Raw genomic sequence first — 24140 nt, 5'->3', positions numbered from 1 at the left:
CAGCGCTTTTATAGTTATTCGTATAGCTTTCTTATAACTATTTAATACCTAGTTAATACGCTTCTACGGCCATCGCAACTGCTTCACCGCCGCCAATACATAAAGACGCAATGCCTTTTTTAAGGCCTCGGTTTTTAAGGGCATGAATAAGCGTTACTAAAATACGCGCGCCGCTTGCACCAATTGGATGACCCAATGCACATGCACCGCCATTCACGTTTACTTTGCTTTCATCAAGTTTTAACTCGTTAATAGCCAGCATGGTTACCATGGCAAATGCTTCGTTAATTTCCCAAAGGTCAACGTCGTTTACAGCCCAACCTGCTTTTTCAAGCACGCTGCTTATTGCGCCTACTGGCGCTACTGTAAATTCACTTGGTTTTTGAGAATGCGTGCTGTGCGCTACAATTTTACAAAGCGGTGTTAAGCCCTGCTCTTTTGCTTTTGATTCGCTCATTAATACAAGCGCTGCGCCACCGTCTGAAATTGACGATGAATTAGCGGCAGTAATAGTGCCGTCTTTTTTAAAGGCTGCACGTAAGCTTGGAATTTTTTCAGGACGGGCGTTACCTGGTTGCTCGTCAATCGATACTGTTACATCGCCTTTTCGTGTTTGCATAGTGTGCGGCGCAACTTCGTTATCAAAGCTACCATTTTGTATAGCGGCTTTTGCTTTACTCAATGAGCCCAGTGCAAATGCATCCATTTGCTCGCGGCCAATGCCGTATTCGTCGGCCGTGTCTTGTGCAAAACAGCCCATTGCTTTGTTGTCGTAAGCATCTTCAAGGCCATCGCTCATCATGTGATCTTTTATTTCGCCGTGGCCCATACGCATTCCGCCACGCGCTTTTGGAATAAAGTACGGTGCGTTAGTCATGCTTTCCATGCCACCGGCAATAGCAGATTGAATAGAGCCGGCTTTAATTAAATCGTTTGCAAGCATGGCTGCTTTTAAACCAGATCCGCACACTTTATTAATTGTTGTAGCGCCAGTGCTAAGTGCAAGCCCTGCTTTTAACATTGCTTGGCGTGCAGGCGCTTGCCCAAGCCCTGCTGGTAATACACAGCCCATAATTACTTCGTCTATTGCATCATTAGCTAAACCAGTTTGTGCAAGTGCACTGGCAATGGCGGTAGCGCCAAGCTCGGTAGACTGCGCATCACTTAACGCTCCCATAAAACCACCCATTGGGGTGCGTTTTGCTGCTACAATTACCACTGATTCTAAAGTCATAACTAACTCCGTTGTAATTTAATGCAAATAATTGTTAGTATATTTGCTCTATTAATTTAGTATTCATTTATTATTTAATACCTACACACAATACTAACGTTTACGCCAACGTCAACTAAAAACAGCTTAATTTTTAGTTTTATAAGTGTAAGCATTATTTTCCAGCTGTTAGGCCACACTGAGGAAATAAAATTAACCTACTGAAAATTAATAATATAAGTCAACTCTTCGCGCCAACACTCCTTTATAAATAGTTTCAAAACACACCAAGCTTTACCTTTACGTAAACTTCACTTATATTGGAGTTATTCGAATGAGGTAAATACAATTATGAAACCAGATAATCAAACAAACTTTGCAAGCTCAGCCAAAATGCCGGCCAGTAATGAACAAACATTCAGCATTAGCGAACTCGCTAAAGAATTTGACATTACAACCCGCTCTATTCGCTTTTACGAAGACCAAGGGTTAATAACGCCTGATCGTAATGGTCAAACACGTATTTATTCAAAACGCGACAAAGTGCGTTTAAAACTAATATTACGTGGTAAACGATTGGGCTTTACGCTTGCTGAAACAGGCCGCTTGTTTGAACTGTACGACGCTGATAAGTCGAGTGCTAAGCAGCTGGTTACCATGCTTGATTTAATTGCCGATAAAAAGTCTGACCTATCTCAACAAATGGACGACATTAAAGTTGTTCTTATGGAATTAGTGACGGCCGAACGCCGCTGCAGAGACACACTTAACAAAATAGACGAGTAGCCTATTTTAAGAATAACAACACACTGACGACACACAGGAATGAATCATGAGCACTATTTCACTATATAAAGAAATGAACTTTGGCCTAGGCGAAACCGCCGATATGATCCGCGACCACGTAAACAGTTTTGCGAGTCAGGAAATTGCCCCGCTTGCTGAAAAAACTGACTTAGATAACGCTTTTCCAAATCAACTTTGGGCACAAATGGGCGAAATGGGCGTACTGGGTATGACCGTATCTGAAGAGTTAGGTGGCGCGGGGTTAGGTTACTTAGAACATGTTATTGCTATGGAAGAAATTAGCCGTGCCAGTGCCTCTATTGGCCTAAGCTATGGCGCGCATTCAAACCTGTGTGTTAATCAAATTAACCGTAATGGCACACAAGCTCAAAAAGAAAAATACTTACCTAAGCTTATTAGTGGTGAGCACATTGGTGCCCTTGCAATGAGTGAGCCTAATGCAGGCTCTGACGTTGTATCAATGAAACTTAAAGCTGAGAAAAAAGGCGATAAGTACATTTTAAACGGTAACAAAATGTGGATCACTAATGGCCCAGACGCACATACATTAGTTATTTACGCTAAAACAGATTTAGATGCTGGTGCTAAAGGCATTACCGCGTTTATTGTAGAGAGTGACTTTCCGGGTTTTTCTACGGCGCAAAAGCTAGACAAACTAGGCATGCGTGGCTCAAACACCTGTGAGCTGGTATTTGAAAACTGCGAAGTACCCGAGGAGAACATTCTAGGTAACTTAAACGAAGGCGTTAAAGTACTTATGAGTGGCCTTGATTACGAACGCGTAGTACTTGCAGCAGGCCCGCTTGGCATAATGCAAGCGTGTATGGATATAGTAGTACCGTACATTCATGAGCGTAAACAGTTTGACACCCCTATTGGGCAGTTTCAGTTAATTCAAGGCAAAGTAGCCGACATGTATACACAAATGAATGCTGCGCGCTCATATGTATACACGGTAGCTCGCTCTTGTGACCGAGGTGAAACCACCCGTAAAGATGCCGCCGGTGCAATTTTATACGCCGCAGAGCTTGCAACCAAAATGGCGCTAGATGCGATTCAAATTTTAGGTGGCAATGGCTACATAAACGAATACGCAACAGGCCGCCTGCTGCGTGACGCCAAATTATACGAAATTGGTGCAGGTACATCAGAAATACGCCGCATGCTTATTGGCCGCGAACTTTTCACTGAAAGCCGTTAAGGATTAAACCATGACGATTTTAAAATCGAGCGTTAATCCTCACGATCCAACGTTTGTGCAAAACCATAAAAACATGTCGACGCTGGTGGATGATTTACGCAGTAAAGTAGCCACTATTAGCCAAGGCGGAGGCGCCGCATTAAAAGAGCGCCACGAAGGCCGTGGTAAGTTATTTGTACGCGACCGTATAAGTACGTTAATTGACGAAGGCTCACCGTTTTTAGAAATCTCACAATTTGCGGCATTTGGTGTGTACGAACAAGCAATACCGTGCGCCGGTGTTGTAGCCGGTATTGGCCGTGTTAAAGGCATTGAATGCATGATTATTGCAAACGATGCCACGGTTAAAGGTGGTACGTATTTTCCGCTTACTGTTAAAAAGCATTTACGCGCACAAGACATCGCAGAGCGCTGCCACTTACCGTGTATTTATCTTGTAGATTCGGGCGGTGCAAACCTGCCTGAGCAAGACGATGTATTTCCGGATAAGCTGCATTTTGGTCGTATTTTTTACAATCAAGCCCGTATGTCGGGTAAAGGTATTCCACAAATTGCCGTGGTAATGGGGTTATGTACCGCAGGTGGTGCATACGTACCGGCAATGGCAGACGAAAGCATTATTGTAAAAGATCAAGGCACTATATTTTTAGCAGGTCCGCCGCTTGTAAAAGCAGCAACAGGCGAGGAAGTAACAGCCGAGGAGCTTGGCGGTGCCGATGTGCACTGTAAAGTGTCAGGTGTTGCCGATCACTACGCTGAAAACGATGCTCATGCGCTGTCTATTGCGCGCCAATGTATTGAGCGCATTAACTACACACGCCCTACTGCGCCGTTACTTAAACAAGAGCTAGAAGATGTAAAACCACCGCGTTACGATATTAACGAGCTTTACGGCATTGTAGGCACCGACCTTAAAAAGCCGTTTGATGTACGCGAAGTAATAGCCCGCACTGTAGATGACTCATCATTTGATGAATTTAAACGCTATTTTGGTGAAACGCTCGTCACCGGTTTTGCCAGCATTTATGGCAACCCCGTTGGCATAGTGGCTAATAACGGTATTTTATTTAGTGAGTCGGCGCAAAAAGGCGCGCACTTTATTCAGCTGTGTGCTCAGCGCAATATTCCTTTAGTGTTTTTACAAAATATTACCGGCTTTATGGTGGGTAAAAAATACGAAGCCGAAGGCATTGCAAAACACGGCGCTAAAATGGTGATGGCGGTTTCGTGTGCTGATGTGCCTAAATTTACAGTACTTATTGGCGGCTCTTACGGCGCAGGTAACTACGGAATGTGTGGCCGTGCATTTGAACCCACCATGATGTGGATGTGGCCTAATTCCCGAATTTCGGTAATGGGCGGCGAGCAAGCAGCCGGTGTAATGGCGCAAGTTAAACAAGATGGTTTAGCACGCAAAGGTCAAAGCATGAGCGAGCAAGAAATCACTGACTTTAAAAAGCCAATTATTGATCAATACGAAGAGCAAGGTCACCCGTATTACGCCAGCGCCCGCTTGTGGGATGACGGCATTATAGACCCTGCCGACACGCGTAATGTCTTAGGGCTTGCGTTAACGGCTGCGAACAACGCACCAAAACGTGATTCAAAATTTGGCGTATTTAGAATGTAACCGGAGCGCAAAATGTCAGTAACACTACAAATAACAAAATCTAATGTGGCTGTACTTGTGTTAAGCCGCCCAGAAAAAAGAAACGCATTTAATAGCGAAGTAATACACGAGCTGATTCAGTGTATTGAACATGCAAATACGCTTGATATTCGTGCTTTGGTTTTAAAAACAGAAGGTAAACATTTTTCAGCTGGTGCCGATTTAGCCTGGATGAAATCAATGGCTGATAACAACTACACCGATAATTTAGCTGACTCAATGCAATTAGCTAAATTAATGCAAGTGTTAGCAAGCTCGCCGCACCCTACAATTTGCGCCGTGCAAGGGGCTGCTTTTGGTGGTGCACTGGGTTTAATAGCTTGTTGCGACATAGCCCTTAGTAAAGACGATGCGCAATTTTGTTTAAGCGAAGTAAAGCTTGGCCTTATTCCGGCTGTTATTAGCCCGTATGTAATTAAAGCCATTGGTGAGCGCTCTGCTCGCAGATACTTTTTAACGGCTGAAGTATTTGATGCGCATACTGCTAAGCAACTGGGTTTAATTCATCAAGTAACCGGTAATTTAGACTGTGCGCTCGATAACATGTTGCAAACACTGGTTGATAACGGGCCTGTTGCAGTAAAAGCCGCAAAAGCATTAATTAACGATGTCGCAAATAAGCCAATTACCGATGAACTCATTGAGCTTACCGCTGAGCGTATTGCAAAAATTCGTGTATCTGAAGAAGGTCAAGAAGGGCTTACTGCTTTTTTTGATAAACGTCCACCCGCTTGGCAACTGTAGGATTAATTATGAACACACAACGATTACAAAAAATACTGATTGCCAATCGTGGAGAAATTGCGTGCCGCGTAATGCGCAGTGCAAAACAAATGGGCTTAACCACGGTCGCGGTTTATTCTGATGCAGACAAAAATGCCCAGCACGTAAAAATGGCTGATGAGGCTTACCATATTGGCGCTGCGCCAAGTAAAGACTCGTATTTAGTGGCAGACAAAATTTTACAAGTAGCCAAAGACTGCGGCGCTGATTGTATTCACCCAGGGTATGGTTTTTTATCTGAAAACAGCGAATTTGCTAAAGCCTGCGAAGCGAACAACATTGCTTTTGTAGGGCCACCAGCAAGCAGTATTGAAGCTATGGGGTCTAAAACCCGCGCTAAGGAAATAATGGCAGCTGCTAATGTGCCGTTAGTACCAGGTTATTACGGCGATAAACAAGATCCTGCTTTTTTACAAACTGAAGCTGAAAAAATTGGCTACCCTGTACTTATTAAAGCCGCCTTTGGTGGCGGTGGTAAAGGCATGCGCGTAGTTGAAAAAGCAAAAGACTTTATGAGTGCACTACAAGGCGCGCAACGCGAAGCTATTGCCGGTTTTGGTAACGATTTAGTATTGCTTGAGCGCTACGTAAACCAGCCTCGCCATGTTGAAGTACAAGTATTTGCAGATAACCACGGTAACTGTGTTTATTTAGGCGATCGTGATTGTTCTTTGCAACGCCGTCATCAAAAAGTAATTGAAGAAGCCCCTGCTCCGGGTTTATCTGACGAGCTACGCAAAGAAATGGGCGAAGCAGCTGTACGCTGTGCACTGGCTATAAATTACCGAGGCGCTGGTACGGTTGAGTTTTTACTGTGTGGCGATGAATTTTTCTTTATGGAAATGAACACCCGCCTTCAAGTAGAGCACCCCGTGACCGAAATGGTAACCGGTGTAGATTTAGTCAACTGGCAAATTAATATTGCGGGTGGGCAAACATTGCCACTAACACAAAGTGATATTCAATTGCAGGGTCATAGCTTTGAAGCGCGCATATACGCAGAAGATCCAGCTAACGACTTTATCCCGTGCTCGGGCACTATTGAAGCACTGCATACACCGCTTAACAGTGAATTTGTACGCATTGATACAGGTATTGCACAAGGCGATGAAATCAGCCCATTTTACGACCCGATGATTGCAAAGCTGATTGTGCACGACGATAATCGCGAACAAGCACTGGGCCGTTTACAACACGCCCTTGAGCAATTTCATTTAGCGGGTTTTAGCACTAACATTGGTTTTTTACATAATTTAGCAAGCCACCCTACGTTTAAACAAGGTGCGCCCAGTACGCACTTTATTGCAGAGCAAGGTGACTCGTTAGTAGCGGTTGATGAGCAGCTGTTGCAAGCAAGCCAACTTATTGGTGCTTTTGCATATTTAGAATCGTTAACTAACACACAAAATGCGCCAAGCAGCGCAAGTCCGTGGCAACAACTAAGCGGTTTTACACTCAATGCGCCGCAAGCAATTAAAATTCCTTTTGCCGATTTACAGCTAAGCGCTATAAAAACGACAGAGGGCTATAGTATTACGCATAACGAGCACGTATTTACCCTACAAGGCACATTAAATAACGGCCTATGCACTGTATTTATTAACGGCGAAAAACACAGCGCACACGTAACTACGTTAGGTAATAATACTGTGGGCAATAGTACCGTGAGCAATAGTACAGTAGCTAATAGTGTGACGGTGATGAATAAAGCACTGCAAACTAAGCTTGAACTAGTTGATAAACATTATATTAGTTCGCACGAAAACGAAGCACTGCCCCTTGCCGCCCCGCTCAATGGCACGGTAGTAAAGCACTTAATTGAAATTGGTAGCACAATAACCAAAGGTGATGCGGTTGTTATTATCGAAGCCATGAAAATGGAATACACGCTTAACGCGCCTCACGACGGTATTTTAAAAAGCTACTGTTTTGGTGAAGGTGAATTGGTAACGCATGGTGCCCTGCTTGCGATAGTCGAAGATACGACTGAGGAAGGTGCATAATGGGTGCCTTTCCAAGTAAAGTACGTATTGTTGAAGTTGGCGCGCGAGACGGCTTACAAAACGAAAAAACAGTAAGCACAGCCGATAAAGTAGCGCTTATTAACGCCCTAAGCGCTGCAGGTTTAAAAAATATTGAAGCTGGCGCGTTTGTCTCCCCTAAATGGGTGCCACAAATGGCAGACTCAGCGGATGTAATATCAGCGCTAGATTTACCTGACGTAAATTTAAGTGCCCTTACACCCAACTTAAAAGGTGCACAAGCAGCGCATGCTGTTGGCATTAAAGAGTTTGCTATATTTACCGCTGCGAGTGAGTCGTTTTGTCAAAAAAACATAAACTGCTCAATAGATGAAAGTATTGAACGTTTTAGCGAAGTAATGGCGTTTGCTAAAGCGAATAATATTCGCGTACGTGGTTATGTAAGCTGTGTGCTAGGTTGCCCCTATGAGGGTGAGATTGACCCACAAGCAGTACTTAGTGTATCGCAAAAGCTGTTAGATTTAGGATGTTACGAAGTAAGTCTTGGCGATACCATTGGTGTTGGCACCGCTAAAAAAGTAACGCAGCTAATAGAATTACTTTTAACACACATTGATAAAGCCAAGTTGGCCGTGCATTTTCATGATACTTACGGCCAAGCGCTCACAAATATTTACGCAGCCTTAAGCCTAGGTATAGCAACGGTTGACGCGGCAGTTGCAGGCCTTGGTGGTTGCCCTTATGCTAAGGGTGCGTCAGGAAATGTTGCCACCGAAGATGTAGTTTACTTACTGCAAGGGCTTGGCATTGAACACGGAATTGATTTACAAAGGTTAAGTGATGCTGGATGGGAGATAACCAAAGCACTTGGCAAACAACCTGTGAGCAAAGTATCTGTGGCACTACACACTAAATAGCTATCTTATAAAATGATAACTCACTACTAATACAAGATAGTTAACAACAAATAGCACACAATGAGGAGAGACTCATGGCCGGTTTTGATAAAGTAGTTTCTAGTTACGAAGCTGCAATGGAAGGATTAAAAGACGGCGATACTATTATTGCCGGTGGTTTTGGTTTATGTGGTATTCCTGAGGGCTTAATTAAACAAATTAAGCAGATGCAAACAAAAAACTTAACCGTGGTATCTAATAACTGTGGTGTTGATGACTTTGGTTTAGGTATTTTATTACAAGACAAACAAATTAAAAAAGTAATTGCCTCATACGTTGGCGAAAACGCCCTATTCGAGCAGCAGTTATTAAGTGGCGAAATTGATGTAGAACTTACGCCACAAGGTACTTTGGCTGAAAAAATGCGTGCTGGTGGCGCAGGTATACCTGCATTTTACACAGCAACCGGTTACGGTACTCCAGTTGCAGAAGGCAAAGACGTAAAAGAATTTAATGGTCGCCCGTATATTTTAGAAGAGTCTATAACAGGTGAATTTGCCATAGTAAAAGCATGGAAAGCCGATCGTTACGGTAATTTAGTGTTTAGACACACCGCCATGAACTTTAATCCAATGGCAGCAACGGCGGGTAAAATTACCGTTGCCGAAGTAGAAGAAATTGTAGAGCCGGGTGAGCTTGAACCAAGCCAAATTCATACCCCGGGTATTTTTGTAAATCGCGTTATTAAAGGCAACTTTGAAAAACGCATTGAACGTGTAACAACACGAGATTAAGCAGGAGCATAATTATGGCATTATCACGTGAACAAGTTGCAATGCGCGTTGCACAAGAACTTCAAGACGGCTATTACGTAAATTTGGGTATAGGAATTCCGACACTCGTCGCAAACTATGTACCGGATGATATTGAAGTTATGTTACAGTCCGAAAATGGCCTTTTAGGCATGGGCCCGTACCCTACTAAAGCAGAGCTAGATGCCGATATGATTAACGCGGGTAAAGAAACCGTGACAGCAGCTAAAGGTGCAGCCATATTTAATAGTGCAGATAGTTTTGCCATGATACGGGGTGGTCATGTAGACTTAACTGTTCTGGGTGCATTTGAAGTTGACCAGAACGGCAACATCGCATCGTGGATGATCCCTAAAAAGCTGATTAAAGGCATGGGTGGCGCGATGGATTTAGTCGCTGGCGCGAAAAACATTATTGTTACTATGACCCATGCAAGTAAGCATGGTGACTCTAAACTATTAGAAGCCTGCTCTTTACCGCTTACTGGCGTTAATTGCGTTAAAAAAATAGTGACAGATTTAGCCGTACTAGAAGTTAAAGACGGCGCATTTCATTTATTAGAACGCGCTCCGGGCGTAACTGTTGATGAAATCATTAGTAAAACAGCAGGTAAATTACTTGTTGACGGTGAAGTACCAGAAATGGTTTTTTAGGAACTTTTTAACAAGTTAACTTAAAATAACGCTTTACCCTGTACCGACCTCATTCCCAGTGCCAATGGCGCTGAGTTACCCAAAATCCCTCTCACGAGGGATTTTTTTTATCTTTTGCCATTATTTTTACCGTCATTCATACATCTGTAGTAAATTTTATCTATAATACAAATATAAATTAAATGTAAGCGCTTAGATTCTTTGCACTATTTTGTGGATAGTCTGCACCTTTTTTGTGAACTAGCGTTAAATTTATTTTTAACCTACTGATATTTAAATATTAAATAGTTGGTTCAAATTTTGCCTAAGTAAGGCGTCTCAATAAATTAAATAATTCTGGAAAACATGCAAACTCCTATTCGTGGCCTTCGCTCTTTTTGCTTTGCCGCAAGAAGCCTAAGTTTTAAGCATGCAGCTAATGAGCTGTACTTAACGCCGTCTGCGGTAAGCCATCAAATAAAACAACTTGAAGAACAACTTGGTATTGAACTTTTTCAACGTAAAACGCGTTCAATTAGCTTAACCACAGCGGGTAAAAACTTTTTTGATGCAGTGTCTCCTATCATCACAATGTTAGAGGGCACCATTAACGAGTTTAGTCAGATGCAGCAAAATACAAATTTGACAATTACGTTGCCTGAGTTTTTTGCCAGCGAGCTACTCATGCCTAAATTAAGTGAGTGGACGTCAGAGCATCCTAATATAAACCTGCAAATGGACACGCTTAAAACGCGCAAAGAATTAACGCGTCATAGCGATTTATCTATTGTATTGTCCTCAGGTAAACCTACTGAAGGGTTAGCGACAGAGTTATTTAACCTTGAATACATCCCTGCATGTAATAAAAAATTGCTCGATCAATGGAAAGACGATCATCGTCAAGCGCTTAACCAAGTTCCGCTGATCCTCCACAAAGCTCGCCCTTGGGCATGGCACCAGTGGGCCGAAAAAGCGGGTATTGATGACTTTTCTCCTTCGCAGATTATTCAAATAGATAGCATGTTTGGTGTAGCGCGTGCAGCGCAGCAAGGCATGGGCATTGCGCTTATTCCACTGCCTATTAGTCAAAGCTGGTTAGATGAGCAATGGCTGTACAAATTATTCGAGCAGCCTTTAACAACTAAAGATAAATACTATTTAGTGCAGCACGAATCAAGCACGCCTAATCACCCGCTTGATTTATTTGCGAAGTGGGTTGTAAATACGTTTAGAAAAATCCAAGAATAATCCCCTATTAGACGAGTTCAGTAATACAACCCACTCTGTGTTTTATTACTGAACTCGTCTAAACCTCTCTGCAATTTTTAATAATATTTTTTATTTAAATACATAAACTTAACGCCGAGCATTAGACTAAAGTCTATAGTTTAATTTTTTTCACTCATTGGTTTCATTTTTATCGTTTGTCGAAAATAGAGTTAAATATTAAAGTTACTTTATCGGCTCGAAACAGTTAAGTTTAATTGTTTATTAAGAGTAATAAATGCAACCTTTTGAGTTTTAGTGACTCAAACCTTGCAGTGAAAAGAATCTTTATATTGTGTGTGAAGATGTTGTCAGTGTGAAAAACGGTTCAAGTTAGGTGGTGACTTGGCTTGAACTGTTTTTATTATTAAACCACATACATAATATAGCTATATACAGGTTAAATACCTTTGTAAAAAGCCCCGTAAGTTATAACTTACGGGGCTTTTTTAGTTAATTTTTTATTTGATATTCTTTTTTTAATTTACGTATCTGCGCTTTATGTGAAAGCAAAAATGTATCAAATTTCTTAACTACCTCAGGGTAGTCAATGGACGATAATAAAAAGGCTTGTAAATCTGTCGGCAATTCGTTTTGAAAATAAACGGGTCGGGTTAATTTGAAATATTTAACAATATTATAGTTTAATACATCGTTAGATATGTAAATACACTCCACTCGCTCTTTCAAAAGCATTTCTATTAATTCCATTACATTAGCGGTTTCAATTAGCTCAACGTTTTCGTTATTCATTAAAGGTTTAAAGCTTTGAGACGTAAACCCTCTCACCGTTGCAAAACTAACGCATTCATCAATAGTGATATTTTTATTTAAACTCGCAATACCCGTTTTAGTCACAACGGTTGGCTGCGAATAAATAATTTCATTTAAATCATCAAAGGAAGCTTTATAACTTGGTTTCCATTGAGGATTATCTGGATATTTAAAATCAACATGATGGTGATCAATAAATTCTTTATAAAGACGATTAATTGGCAGCGTGTAAAACTCAAATTTAAAGTCGTGCTGCTGTGCAAACAAAGTTAGCAACTCTTCACTGAAGCCATAATAGTCAGCACCATTTGCTCCACTACCATCAAAGTAAGGTAGATACTCTATATTCTCTACGCCGACGACATAGTGCGTTGCCGACTTAGCATCGGTTATAAAAATTAATAAAGCTAAAGGCAAATACATTAACTGCGTTGTTATTTTTATAAATTGATTCATTTATAACCTAAGTAATATTATTGATTGATGTGTAGCTGAACGCTTTAATTTTAACAAATTTGCAAAAAATATGATAAATCTATTTTATTTTATGCAAAAAAAAAGCCTGATTAAAATCAGGCTTTACAAAGTAAAAGGTTTAGCTTTTATCTCTTGGTACAAAATCGAGTACTGTTGCGTTTATACAGTAGCGGTCTGTGCCTCTAGGGCCTTCTCCTGGGAATAAATGGCCAAGATGAATACCTGTACTTTTAGAGCGAAGCTCAATACGTGTTATTCCCCAGCTGCTATCGTCATGCTGCGTTACACTACTTTTTACTGGGTGCTTAAACGACAACCAACCAGTGCCTGAATTAAATCTATCACGTGTATCAAATAGTGGCTCTCCACTTAATTTATCAACAAAAGTGCCATCAGGTGTATTTTTAAACTCCTTGTACTCTTTACAGTAAGGTCTATCTGTTCTTGCATCAAATGCGACTTTATAAGCGTCACTTTTACCTAACTTAAATGCACCCAATGCTTTATAAAATTCTTCAGGTGTTGCATAACCTTGACGCCCATATACTTCAATGCCATTTTCTAAAAACAAAATAGTCGGTGTTGCCCACGTGGCTGACTTAATAGTTAAACCTTTAAGCTGGTCAGCATGGCGAAACGACATTGGTATAGTCCCTTTGTAATCATTTGCGACTGTTTTTTTAAATTTTTCACAGTATGGGCAGTATTCACGTGAATCTAAGACTACGATCTGCTTACCTGCGAGTAAGTCACTGTTATCGACTTTTTCTACGGGTTTTTTATTAAAAACAACGCCTGTTGAATGATCTGGGCAATAGCCATTAGGGTTCTTTTGTAGATAATTTTGATGATATTCTTCTGCCGATACAAAACCTGTAAGTGGTTTAATAACCGTTTCGATTTTGCCGTAGCTCGCATCAGTTAAAAGCTGCTGATATTGCGATTTAACTTGCTCAGCTACTTTAGCTTGTGCATCAGTAGTGGTTAATACAATTGAGCGATATTGCGTACCGATGTCGTTACCTTGGCGATTTTTTTGCGTAGGATCGTGGCTTTCAAAATAGTTTTTTAGTAAATCTTCAGCCGAAATTATATTACTGTTATACATAACCTGTACAACTTCAGCATAGTTGTTTTCGTCAAAGCGACGAGACTGATCAGTAATGTTTCTGTATGTTGCTTTAAAGCCATTGCCGTCTGCATAGCCTGACTCGGCATCAATAACGCCATTAAGCGCTTCGTAGCGTTTTTCAGCCCCCCAAAAACAACCTGATCCAAGTACAATGGTTTCTACATGCATGGTGGCTTCTATATTGCTGTGCTCGACCTTTTCCATAGATAAAGCAAAGCTACCTGCGCTAAATATAATAGCAGCGCCTGATAAATATAATAAATGCTGGTGTTTCATAATGTACCTCTTAAACAAGTGCGTGCTAATTAAGACCTCCTTACCTTAATTTTCATTTCAACCTAATTACTTATTTAATACGAAGTGCATTTAGTTTTGCTCTTCAATAAGTTAAATACGATTAATTAAATATAAAAACACTCTTAAACCAGGCTGAGCAAATAAAAATAACCACTTAGTCGCAATGGTGTAAATAAATTAATAAAACTGTGTTACGTTTAAATTATGTTGTACAAATAGGTTTATTTAATGAAGCCAACTCCTCATATTTATGCATTAACAAACAGTAGCTTACTGTTTGATGCATCGCATTTAGACGCAAAAGATAAACTCTCCATTCAAAAGAAAATTTGGGCTTTAACCAACCACTGTAAAAGCACTGATGAATTTACCGGTTTAGTCCCAGCTATGAACTCGCTCACACTTTATTTAAAATCTGATAAACACTTAAATAAATGGCTACAAGCATTGCCCTCGTTGTGGGATGACATTAAAAGCAGTACTTTTAAGGGGCAGCATCACTTAATTAAAACCACATACAATGGCGAGGATATTAATTACGTGGCTAACTATCATAATTTAAGCGCTGATGAGGTTATTAATATTCATAGTAAAGCCAAGTACCACGTATTATTTTTAGGCTTTCAGCCCGGCTTTGCCTACCTTCACGGCTTAGATGAGCAATTACATACCCCAAGGCGTGATGAGCCACGTACTAGGGTTCCTAAAGGCTCTGTTGCGATAGGTGCTGCACAAACCGGAATTTACCCCGCAGATACCCCTGGCGGTTGGCACATAATAGGCCATACAAATACCTCTTTGTTTGATTCAACCTCTGCGCAACCTTGTTTAATTCAATCTGGCGATACGCTTGAATTTGTTCCGCTAGTTAATAAAGGAGCAACTCATGATTAAAGTACTTAAAAGTGGTGTATTGCTTACAATTCAGGATTTTGGCCGTAATGGCTACCGCCATTTAGGTGTAAGCAAAGCGGGCAGCTTAGACCCCTTTGCGCAAATAATTGCTAATAGATTACTTAACAATAACGACAATGATGCCGTTTTAGAAATAACCGTTGGTTTGTGCGAACTTGAATTTACTTGCGACACAGTAATTGCACTTCATGGTGCAGATTTGCAAGCAACCCTTGATGGGCAAGCAATCTACCCTGGTTGGACATACGCAGTTAAAAACAAGCAAGTGCTTAGCTTTGGTACAGGTAGAGCGGGCTTAAGAGCTTATTTTGCGGTGAAAGGCGGTATACAAAATACTGAGGTTATGGGCTCTAAATCTACAGATTTAAATGCACGTTTTGGTGGTATTGAAGGTAGAGCTCTCACCACAGGTGATGAAATACCTATTACTCCTTATTATGGAAAGTTTATAAAAGTAGGTGCAATTGCTCCACCTCAGCGCAAAATTATACGCTTGTACCCGAGCCCTCACGCTAACTTACTGGGTAAGCCATTATTGGATACCTTTGCAGCTACTGCATTCAAAGTCAGTATTAACAGTAATCGAATGGGCGTAAGGCTTGAGCATAATAAGAATAGCTTGGTGCATTCGCACTCTTTGCCATCACTAGGGGTGAGTCCTGGGAGCATTCAACTACCACCAAATGGTGATCCTATTGTGCTACTTAACGATGGACAAACCACTGGGGGCTATCCTCTTTTAGGAACAGTTATTGAAGCCGACTTACATCAATTTGCACAATTTAGACCTTTAGATACAGTTGAATTTAAATATGTAACGTTTGAAGAAGCAGCAAAGGCAAAGCAGAAACTTGACGGGCACCTACATCAATTGAGCCTTGCACTTAAAAATAACCTATAAAATATTCTAGAATCAACACGCCCTAGACTTAAAAGATAAGTACCATGTAATAAAGGCCCAAATTCCGACGGCAGTTACCTTACTCGCCGTTAATATTATTTTAATGTATAGCTTGGTGTTTAATGACTAAATCAACTTCTACTATGCCGTGTGTATTAATAACCGGTTTTGCTCCTTTTGGTGGCGAAACTATCAATCCTTCTTGGCAAACAGTGCAAAAACTTGATGAAACTATCATCATGAAACACAAAATATGCACACTAGAACTTGCCTGTGAGTTTAATACGTCTATCAGTCAGCTTATAAACGCCATTGAGTCGCATAACCCGGCGGTTGTTTTGTGTATAGGACAAGCTGGTAGGCGCAGTGAAATATCAATCGAGCGTATTGCAATAAACGTTGACGATGCACGCATTAAAGACAATGCAGGTAAGCAGCCTATCGATACGCCAATTGAAAAAAATGGCCCTGATGCCTATTTCACAAACTTACCCATAAAGCGCATGTTACAAGCATTGCACAACAGTAATATCCCTGCTGCTATTTCAAATACGGCAGGTACGTATGTGTGTAATCACGTTATGTATGGCCTTATGCATTATATAAACGATCACTGCGCGGTGATGAAAGGTGGCTTAGTACATGTCCCTTATTTACCAAGCCAAGCGGTGCACCACAATGGCGCACCAAGCATGAGTGAAGAAACCATTATTAACGCTTTAAAGGTCATGATCGCACAAGCTTTGAACAACAATAGTGATGTAAAAATAGCAGCAGGCACCACGCATTAACCATTTCGGTGCAGTTACATCTAAGTTGGTGCATAAATTATTCTTAATTAATTGTAAAAGCTATGTGACTTGAGTAATTTTTTCTGATAAAACAATGTTTCGCAGTACAGTAAATTAGCTCTGCTGCACACATAATAGGAATGAGGAGTTACTATGTGTTCAATTTTTGGGGTATTAGATATTAAATCTGATCCCACTCAATTGCGTACCCAAGCAATTGAAATGTCAAAGCTGCTTAGACACCGTGGTCCGGATTGGTCTGGTGTATATGCATCTGAAAAAGCTATTTTAGTACATGAGCGTTTAGCTATTGTTGGTGTATCAAGCGGTGCACAGCCTTTATACAACCCAGAAAAAACAAATATTTTAGCGGTTAATGGCGAGATTTATAATCATAAAGAACTTGCTGCAGAGTTAGACGTTGATTTTACTTTTCAAACTCAATCAGACTGTGAAGTTATTTTAGCGCTATATAAACAAAAAGGGCCTGACTTTTTAGATGACCTAAACGGCATTTTTGCATTTTGTTTATACGACGAAGAAAATGACGCTTACTTAATTGGCCGTGACCATATTGGTATTATCCCGCTTTACACCGGTCACGACGAGCACGGTAACTTTTACGTTGCTTCTGAGCTAAAAGCACTTTCTCCAATTTGTAAGCATATTGAAGAATTTCCTCCAGGGCATTACCTGTACAGCAAAGATGGCAAAATGACGCCTTATTACAAACGTGATTGGGAAACATTTGATGCAGTTAAAGATAACAGCGCAGAAGCGCAAGACGTTAAAGATGCATTAGAAGCGGCCGTTAAACGCCAGCTAATGTGTGATGTACCTTACGGTGTATTACTTTCTGGTGGTTTAGACTCATCGGTTATCTCTGCTATTACGCAGCGCTTTGCCGCAAAACGTATTGAAGATAACGACGAAAGTGACGCATGGTGGCCTAAGCTGCATTCTTTTTCAGTAGGCCTTGAAGGCTCACCAGATTTAGCTGCTGCACAAAAAGTAGCTGACATGATTGGTACTATTCACCACCCTATCATTTTTACTATTCAAGAAGGCATTGATGCACTTCGTGAAGTGATTTACCACATTGAAACGTACGATGTAACAACAATTCGTGCCTCTACACCTATGTACCTAATGGCTCGCCAAATTAAAGCAATGGGCATTAAAATGGTGTTATCGGGTGAAGGTGCTGATGAGCTATTTGGTGGTTACTTATACTTCCATAAAGCGCCAAACGCACAAGAGTTTCATGAAGAGTTAAACCGTAAAGTATCAAAACTGCATATGTTTGACTGTTTACGTGCTAATAAATCAATGGCGGCATGGGGCGTAGAAGCACGTGTACCGTTTCTTGATAAAGAATTTGTTGATGTTGCTATGCGTATCAACCCTGAAGCTAAAATGTGTAAAGATGGAAAAATTGAAAAACACATTTTACGCGAAGGCTTTGAAGGCTACTTACCTGATGAAGTTTTATGGCGTCAAAAAGAGCAATTTTCAGATGGTGTTGGCTACAGCTGGATTGATACATTAAAAGAGTTTGTAAACGAGCAAGTAAGCGATCAAGAGCTTGCAAATGCTAAATTTAAATACCCTATTAATACGCCAGATTCAAAAGAAGCATACTACTATCGTGCAATTTTTGAAGAGCATTTCCCAGGTGATGCATCAGCTAAATGTGTACCACATGGTAAATCGGTAGCGTGCTCGACTCCTGAAGCACTTGCATGGGACGCATCGTTCCAAAACAACGCTGATCCATCAGGTCGTGCTGCAGGCGTTCATAACGACGCATATGCAAGCAAAGGTTAACACTTTTTGTATATCGCAGCGTAGGCCTTTATGGCTCACGGTGCGCTTTATAAAGTACACTTACACCCAATCTGTTTTTTTTAGCCCTGCAAATAACTTAAAAGGCTCAAGCGCCTTAATTGTTATTTATGAAAATGGGTTAACATCAAAAAAAATGCAATATATTGCATCACAATCAATTCACCCTGCTACCGTATTTTTAAATCAAAATGAAATAACTAAACGTCATTGTAAAATTCGTTGGTTTAATCAAACAAGTGAAATTAAACGCTGCGGGCATGGCACTTTAGCAGCCGCTAATTTTTTAATAGATCATTTTGGTTATTGCCCTAAAGCGTTCATCTCAACAAGTTATGAGCGTTTCACTATAAAAGAAAAAAAACAACGCGCTCAGCTATTACTAAAAAGCATAGAGCCACAAAAAAGCAAATTGGCTAAAGATGAGTTACAAAACGTGTTTTCATTAGCAATAAAAGCAGCCTATAGCACCGGTGATAAAAACGGTTACACTGTTGTATTATTTATTAATAAAGAATTTAATAAAGAATTTAATAAAGGATTTAATAAAGGATTTTATAAAAACCCCGATGAAAAACAGGACTTAAAAAATTTATACATTGATTTTAAAGCTTTGAGTAAAGCCCATAAAAATGCAGTTATTACACTTAATATACAAAATATAAATGAGAAAACTGCCATAGTGCAGTTTAGATACTTTGCCCCTCAGTTTGGTGTTAATGAAGACAGTGCTACTGGCTCTGCTCTATCGGTTATTGCCCCATTGCTTTTTAGACTGTACGGTTTAAATAAAGCCAAACTTATCCAACAATCAAATAATGGCGCACTGCTAAACTATGAATTTAACAATGCTAAAGTTTTGATTTACTAAATCATATGGTAAGTAACTGTTTAAAGAGGCCTTAATAAGCACAAAGCAAAATAGTTACTATCGTCTTGCCATGTTTGCTCTAACTTTAAATTAGCTTGCGCTGCAAGCTGCTTAAACGACTCGAGCGTGTACTTGTGAGAGTTTTCTGTATGGATACTTTCGCCTTCTATAAAGTCTATTTGCTGATCATTTATAATCACGCTTTGAGTACGATTACTTACTAAATGCATTTCGATACGGCTATGTTGCTCGTTAAAGCGTGACTCGTGGCTAAAGTTATCTATATTAAATGTGCCGTTTAGCTCGTTATTAATACGTTGTAGTAAATTTTTATTAAAAGCAGCGGTAACTCCCGCTTTATCGTTATATGCATCAAGTAACACTTGGCGCTCTTTTACTAAATCAACCCCAATTAATACATAACCATTTACACCGCATAAGCGATGGAAATTATTCATAATTTCTATGGCTTTAACTGGGGCAAAATTACCAAGAGTGGAGCCCGGAAAGTACACCAAATTAGTTTGGCTGTCTAAAGCGGTGTCTTTGGTTAACTGTTTGACCATTTGGCTGTGTGTAAAGTCTCCTAATAATGGCGAAATTGCCAAATCTGGAAATAACGGTGACAAATGTGCAAGTGAATAACTGAGCATCTCCTCAGATATTTCAAACGGTACAAAGGTTTTAACGTTTGCCATATGCGCTAATAAATAGGCTACCTTTTTACCCGAGCCACAGCCGGGCTCTATAATAGAGAGGTTTTCAGGTAGCATTTGAGCAATCGACTTCGAATGTTGCTCTAATATAGAAAGCTCCGTACGTGTTACGTAATACTCTTGTAAGGTTGTTATTTGCTCAAATAATGCAGCACCTTTATCATCATAAAAATATTTACACGGAAGCGTTTTTTGTTGTTGAGTTAATCCGCTTATCACGTCGTTTAGAAATTCAGTGTCGGTTATGTTGCTTTGCTTAATCGCTGTTACTTGGCTCATACTATATCCTTAGCTAGTCTTATCCCGCTGCACATCCACGCTTGATGCGGGTAATAAAAATTACGGTATGTTTGTCGTAAATGGTTTTGAGGGGTAAACACACACCCACCACGTAACACAATTTGGTTATTCATAAATTTACCATTGTATTCCCCTGCTATTCCTTCAATAGGCTTAAAACCGGGGTATGGTAAATATGCACTGTTCGTCCATTGCCAACACGAATCAGTTAACTGATTTATTTTAGTATCACCTTTTGCTTGCTGTGGTGTTAGGTAGTGATTATTAGTGTCTTTTGAAGGAGTATTTTTAGCTGCATATTCCCATTCGAACTCTGTAGGCAAGCGAGCTTTTACAAAATTAGCATAGGCACTGGCCTCAAAATAACTAACATGGCAGATGGGTGCATTTAAATTAAGAGGCTGCAACCCATAGTGTGTAAACTCAAACCATTCGTTATTTATGCAATGCCAATATAATGGCTGTGTTAATTTGTTATTTTGAATGTTTGCCCAACCATCGCTCAGCCAATACTGTGGGTCGCTATATCCACCGGTATTTATAAACTCTAAATATTCACCATTAGTGACTAACCTGTTAGCAAAGCTAAATGGATGAATTAATACTTGGTGCTTAGGTAGCTCGTTATCATATGCAAATTCATCGTCGGCATTTGTGCCTATATTAATAATGGCTTGCTCAAAGTTTATAAAATTAAGAGGCTTAATATGAATTGGTTTATTTTGATTAGTTAAAAGTGATGTTTGATATTGTGGAAATAATGGGTTTACTGAAAAGTTATATTTGATGTCCATAAGCATTAGTTCTTGATGCTGTTGCTCGTGGTGTAACCCAAGTTCAATAATATCTTTAATTTGTGGGCTAACTTCAGTTTTAAGTAATTCAACCACACAGCTATCTACATGCTCTCTGTAAGCTAGCACTTCAACTAAACTAGGCCTAGATAAACTACCTCGGTGCGCGCGCTTAAATTGCTCTCCAATCCCATTGTAGTAAGAATTGAAAAGCATTCTATAGTGAGAGTTAAACACAGTGTACTGCTTGCAATAAACACTAAGTAAAAACGTTTCAAAAAACCAGGTGGTGTGCGCTAAATGCCATTTACTTGGGCTGGCATCTGCCATAGCTTGTAATTGGCAATCTTCTACAGTGAGTGGTTCAATAATAGCCAGACTTTCGCCTCTAACGCTGCAAAAGCGTTTAACAAGTTCGTTTTGATTGGTATTGTTTAAAGCGCATTCACGCATAATAGTATTAATCCTTTGCCTATCTATTTATAAAATATAGCTTAGGGCATGCTGAGTTTTTTGGATTGAAATTTATTCAATCTAGGGGTGATTAAATCGCGGCACGAGGTTTGTAACCTAGCGGGCTAAGTAAAAACCGAGTAACAAAGAGTTAATCGTCCCTAGAAAGAACCCAAAGGGCAGTGTATGTTTGGTATTTATGCTGCGTTATCGCCTATTTATGGGGAATGACCACACTACATAGGCTCTGCCTTGCCTAAAAACCAAACATACTACTGTAAATTCAATCGCCAAAATTCAACATGCCCTAATGTTGTGTTAAATCATATTCATATTACAACTTGATTAAAGATGCTTATCAGCTTATAAATTTATACTAGCCCTGGAGGGAAATTTGCTCTTTACTGCTCAGCTTTTAATTATTCTCACGTGTATGTAAGCATGTAGAATAACGCAGATTTGAAACAGCACCGTTAGGTTACAAACTTAGGATCGATTAAATCGCTCCTAAATAGAACAAATTTCAATCCTAAAGGGTCAACAAGCCCTAGTATTTAAGCATTAATTAAGTTGCTTAAAAGTGATCTTTTTTTACTTAACCAAGTAAATTAATACTTTTAATAGCAAACTAATTTTTAACGTTCACTGAATTTATAATTTTAAAGCTTTTAAACAAAAGAATCATGAATTTGGCCATATAAACAGCGATTTAAATACAAATTCATTTACATTTAATATTTAACTCATACACTACTAGCTGTATGATCACTCTTCAAATTAGTTAGTCTTCAAATAATTACGGTATTACTTTTACTTAATATTTAAAGGCTAATGTAATTCGATATGACGCCGAATTTATTTTCGGCTTGTTAGGACAACTAAAGAGGTATTGCATGAAGGAAAATCATGACAAATATAGTATTGACAGTACAGACTACACTGTAGGTCAAGACAACGTACAAAAATGGGGGCTTGATATACATAACTCTGTTTTCGGCATAAGTGCCGGACTGATTGTCATTTTTTTAATCGCCATTCTTGTTACCGATCCACAAACGGCTAAATCTGCGCTTGATGGTATAAAAACAGATATCATCAATAACTTTGACGCCTTATTTATGTGGGCTGCTAATTTTTTCGTTGTTTTTTGTTTAGCGCTTATTGTTTCACCTTACGGTAACATTCGTTTAGGTGGTGATGATGCTAAACCGACTCATTCACGTATTTCATGGCTAGCTATGTTATTTGCTGCTGGTATGGGTATTGGCTTAATGTTTTGGGGCGTTGCTGAACCACTCGCATATTATACAGGCTGGTTTGAAACACCACTGAACGTAACACCTAATACACCCGATGCAGCAAAAGTAGCAATGGGTGCGACTATGTTCCACTGGGGCCTTCACCCGTGGGCTATTTATGCAGTTGTCGGACTTTCGCTTGCATTTTTTACTTATAATAAAGGCTTACCGCTTTCTATTCGTTCTATCTTTTATCCTATTTTAGGTGATAGAGCATGGGGCTGGCCAGGTCACCTTATCGACATTTTAGCCGTACTTGCAACCCTGTTTGGTCTTGCTACTTCTTTAGGCCTTGGGGCACAGCAAGCTTCTGCAGGTATAGACCATGTATTTGGTACCTCAGGCGGAGTTGGTTCACAAATTTTAGTCATTATAGGTGTTTCACTTTTAGCTATTGTTTCAGTAGTTCGTGGGATTGATGGCGGCGTTAAGGTACTTAGTAATGCCAATATGCTAATCGCCTTAGTTTTGCTTATCTTTGTTTTTTTAGTAGGCTTTGCTGTTTCTGTAGGTAATATCCCGACTACTGTTATGGGCTATATAGAAAATATAATTCCACTAAGTAATCCTCATGGTCGTGAAGATGAAACTTGGATGCACGGTTGGACCGTATCTTATTGGGCGTGGTGGATTTCTTGGTCACCATTCGTAGGTATGTTTATCGCGCGTGTTTCACGTGGTCGTACAATTCGTGAATTTTTAATTGCGGTATTACTTGTCCCTACTGCTGTTACTATTTTATGGATGTCGATATACGGCGGCATTGCTATTGACCAAGTAGTTAATGGTGTGGGTGAATTAGGTGCTAATGGCTTAACTGAAGTACCTCTAGCTATGTTCCAGATGTTTGATGCATTACCTCTATCTAATATCTTATCGTTTATTGCGATTGTACTAGTATTAGTATTTTTTATTACGTCATCGGACTCTGGTTCTTTGGTAATTGATTCAATCACTGCCGGTGGCAAAATTGATGCTCCAGTACCACAGCGTATTTTTTGGGCTGTTACTCAAGGTGCGGTAGCCGCTGCATTACTCTGGATAGGCGGGACTGAAGCGATTCAAGCACTTCAAGCTGGCTCTGTATCGGCAGGTTTACCTTTCACTATTGTATTGTTATTTATGTGTTTAAGCTTAGTTTTAGGTTTACGAACTGAGCCTCGCCCAATTAAATAATACTTTTAGGTAACACTTTTACTTAGTAGTACTTTTACTTAGTAACAAAGCGTCGCAATTTTTTGCGGCGCTTATTTGTTTAATACCAATCTGCTTATATAGGGTCTATTTAACGTTAAGAAAATTATGCTAGAACTAG

General features: G+C 40.0%; 20 protein-coding genes and 1 pseudogene. 16 read left to right on the top strand and 5 right to left on the bottom strand.

Annotation, left to right across the window (positions count from 1 at the left end):
• Positions 1 to 52 precede the first annotated feature (52 nt).
• Positions 53 to 1234 (bottom strand): acetyl-CoA C-acyltransferase, encoded by a 1182-nt coding sequence (locus GQR52_RS03855; RefSeq protein WP_165727516.1) that lies wholly within the window; start codon positions 1232 to 1234, stop codon positions 53 to 55.
• 330 nt (positions 1235 to 1564) lie between these two features.
• Between GQR52_RS03855 and GQR52_RS03850 the strand changes: the two genes are divergently transcribed.
• From GQR52_RS03850 to GQR52_RS03810, 9 genes are all read left to right on the top strand, one after another.
• On the top strand, positions 1565 to 1999 hold the full coding sequence (locus GQR52_RS03850; protein WP_024592405.1) for a MerR family DNA-binding transcriptional regulator: 435 nt from the start codon (positions 1565 to 1567) through the stop codon (positions 1997 to 1999).
• A 46-nt stretch (positions 2000 to 2045) separates the two neighbouring features.
• Positions 2046 to 3221 (top strand): isovaleryl-CoA dehydrogenase, encoded by a 1176-nt coding sequence (locus GQR52_RS03845; protein WP_165727515.1) that lies wholly within the window; start codon positions 2046 to 2048, stop codon positions 3219 to 3221.
• Between the two features lie 10 nt (positions 3222 to 3231).
• On the top strand, positions 3232 to 4851 hold the full coding sequence (locus GQR52_RS03840; protein WP_165727514.1) for a carboxyl transferase domain-containing protein: 1620 nt from the start codon (positions 3232 to 3234) through the stop codon (positions 4849 to 4851).
• A gap of 12 nt (positions 4852 to 4863) precedes the next feature.
• A complete protein-coding gene (locus GQR52_RS03835) occupies positions 4864 to 5634 on the top strand; it encodes an enoyl-CoA hydratase/isomerase family protein (protein WP_165727513.1) in 771 nt (256 codons plus the stop codon).
• A gap of 8 nt (positions 5635 to 5642) precedes the next feature.
• Complete coding sequence (locus GQR52_RS03830; RefSeq protein WP_165727512.1) at positions 5643 to 7676, top strand: acetyl/propionyl/methylcrotonyl-CoA carboxylase subunit alpha; 2034 nt, start codon at positions 5643 to 5645, stop codon at positions 7674 to 7676.
• Positions 7676 to 8572, top strand: coding sequence for a hydroxymethylglutaryl-CoA lyase (locus GQR52_RS03825; protein ID WP_165727511.1), 897 nt, complete (start codon positions 7676 to 7678; stop codon positions 8570 to 8572). The genes GQR52_RS03830 and GQR52_RS03825 overlap by 1 nt, the downstream gene beginning before the upstream one ends.
• Positions 8573 to 8646: 74 nt before the next feature.
• Positions 8647 to 9345, top strand: a complete 699-nt coding sequence (locus tag GQR52_RS03820; protein WP_165727510.1) for a CoA transferase subunit A — start codon at positions 8647 to 8649, stop codon at positions 9343 to 9345.
• A gap of 14 nt (positions 9346 to 9359) precedes the next feature.
• Positions 9360 to 10016, top strand: a complete 657-nt coding sequence (locus tag GQR52_RS03815; protein WP_007580251.1) for a CoA transferase subunit B — start codon at positions 9360 to 9362, stop codon at positions 10014 to 10016.
• 345 nt (positions 10017 to 10361) lie between these two features.
• Positions 10362 to 11243: a LysR family transcriptional regulator gene (locus tag GQR52_RS03810; protein WP_165727509.1), complete on the top strand. Its 882-nt coding sequence runs from the start codon at positions 10362 to 10364 to the stop codon at positions 11241 to 11243.
• Between the two features lie 471 nt (positions 11244 to 11714).
• Here the strand turns inward: GQR52_RS03810 and GQR52_RS03805 are convergent, their stop codons facing one another.
• Both GQR52_RS03805 and msrA read right to left on the bottom strand, forming a co-directional pair.
• Positions 11715 to 12491 carry an amino acid ABC transporter substrate-binding protein gene (locus tag GQR52_RS03805; RefSeq protein ID WP_165727508.1) on the bottom strand — a complete coding sequence of 259 codons (777 nt, stop codon included), beginning with the start codon at positions 12489 to 12491 and terminating at the stop codon, positions 11715 to 11717.
• Positions 12492 to 12630: 139 nt separating this feature from the next.
• Entirely contained in the window at positions 12631 to 13920 is a 1290-nt protein-coding gene (gene msrA, locus GQR52_RS03800) for a peptide-methionine (S)-S-oxide reductase MsrA (protein WP_165727507.1), read from the bottom strand.
• A gap of 249 nt (positions 13921 to 14169) precedes the next feature.
• Between msrA and pxpB the strand changes: the two genes are divergently transcribed.
• From pxpB to GQR52_RS03770, 6 genes and pseudogenes are all read left to right on the top strand, one after another.
• A complete protein-coding gene (gene pxpB, locus GQR52_RS03795) occupies positions 14170 to 14835 on the top strand; it encodes a 5-oxoprolinase subunit PxpB (protein WP_165727506.1) in 666 nt (221 codons plus the stop codon).
• The gene (locus GQR52_RS03790; RefSeq protein WP_165727505.1) at positions 14828 to 15757 is read left to right on the top strand and encodes a biotin-dependent carboxyltransferase family protein; all 930 of its coding nucleotides are present in this window, start codon (positions 14828 to 14830) and stop codon (positions 15755 to 15757) included. The genes pxpB and GQR52_RS03790 overlap by 8 nt, the downstream gene beginning before the upstream one ends.
• Before the next feature lie 22 nt (positions 15758 to 15779).
• Positions 15780 to 15887: pseudogene (locus GQR52_RS20670) on the top strand (DUF979 family protein); the annotation flags it as partial.
• Complete coding sequence (pcp, locus tag GQR52_RS03780; RefSeq protein WP_165727504.1) at positions 15880 to 16548, top strand: pyroglutamyl-peptidase I; 669 nt, start codon at positions 15880 to 15882, stop codon at positions 16546 to 16548. The pseudogene GQR52_RS20670 and the gene pcp, both read left to right, overlap by 8 nt.
• A 153-nt stretch (positions 16549 to 16701) precedes the next feature.
• Entirely contained in the window at positions 16702 to 18375 is a 1674-nt protein-coding gene (asnB, locus tag GQR52_RS03775) for an asparagine synthase B (RefSeq protein ID WP_024598933.1), read from the top strand.
• Positions 18359 to 19264, top strand: a complete 906-nt coding sequence (locus tag GQR52_RS03770) for a PhzF family phenazine biosynthesis protein (RefSeq protein WP_165727503.1) — start codon at positions 18359 to 18361, stop codon at positions 19262 to 19264. The genes asnB and GQR52_RS03770 overlap by 17 nt, the downstream gene beginning before the upstream one ends.
• A 20-nt stretch (positions 19265 to 19284) precedes the next feature.
• Here the strand turns inward: GQR52_RS03770 and egtD are convergent, their stop codons facing one another.
• Together egtD and egtB are read right to left on the bottom strand one after the other, a co-directional pair.
• Positions 19285 to 20259, bottom strand: coding sequence for an L-histidine N(alpha)-methyltransferase (egtD, locus tag GQR52_RS03765; RefSeq protein WP_010552853.1), 975 nt, complete (start codon positions 20257 to 20259; stop codon positions 19285 to 19287).
• The gene (gene egtB, locus GQR52_RS03760) at positions 20256 to 21527 is read right to left on the bottom strand and encodes an ergothioneine biosynthesis protein EgtB (protein WP_165727502.1); all 1272 of its coding nucleotides are present in this window, start codon (positions 21525 to 21527) and stop codon (positions 20256 to 20258) included. The genes egtD and egtB overlap by 4 nt, the downstream gene beginning before the upstream one ends.
• Before the next feature lie 893 nt (positions 21528 to 22420).
• On the opposite strand from egtB, the gene GQR52_RS03755 reads away from it, so the two are divergent.
• Positions 22421 to 24001 carry a BCCT family transporter gene (locus GQR52_RS03755; RefSeq protein ID WP_165727501.1) on the top strand — a complete coding sequence of 527 codons (1581 nt, stop codon included), beginning with the start codon at positions 22421 to 22423 and terminating at the stop codon, positions 23999 to 24001.
• Positions 24002 to 24140 lie beyond the last annotated feature (139 nt).

The organism is Pseudoalteromonas sp. 31A1 (assembly GCF_011378815.1).
Taxonomy (GTDB): domain Bacteria; phylum Pseudomonadota; class Gammaproteobacteria; order Enterobacterales; family Alteromonadaceae; genus Pseudoalteromonas; species Pseudoalteromonas arctica.
This window is presented reverse-complemented; position numbering and strand designations above follow the sequence as displayed.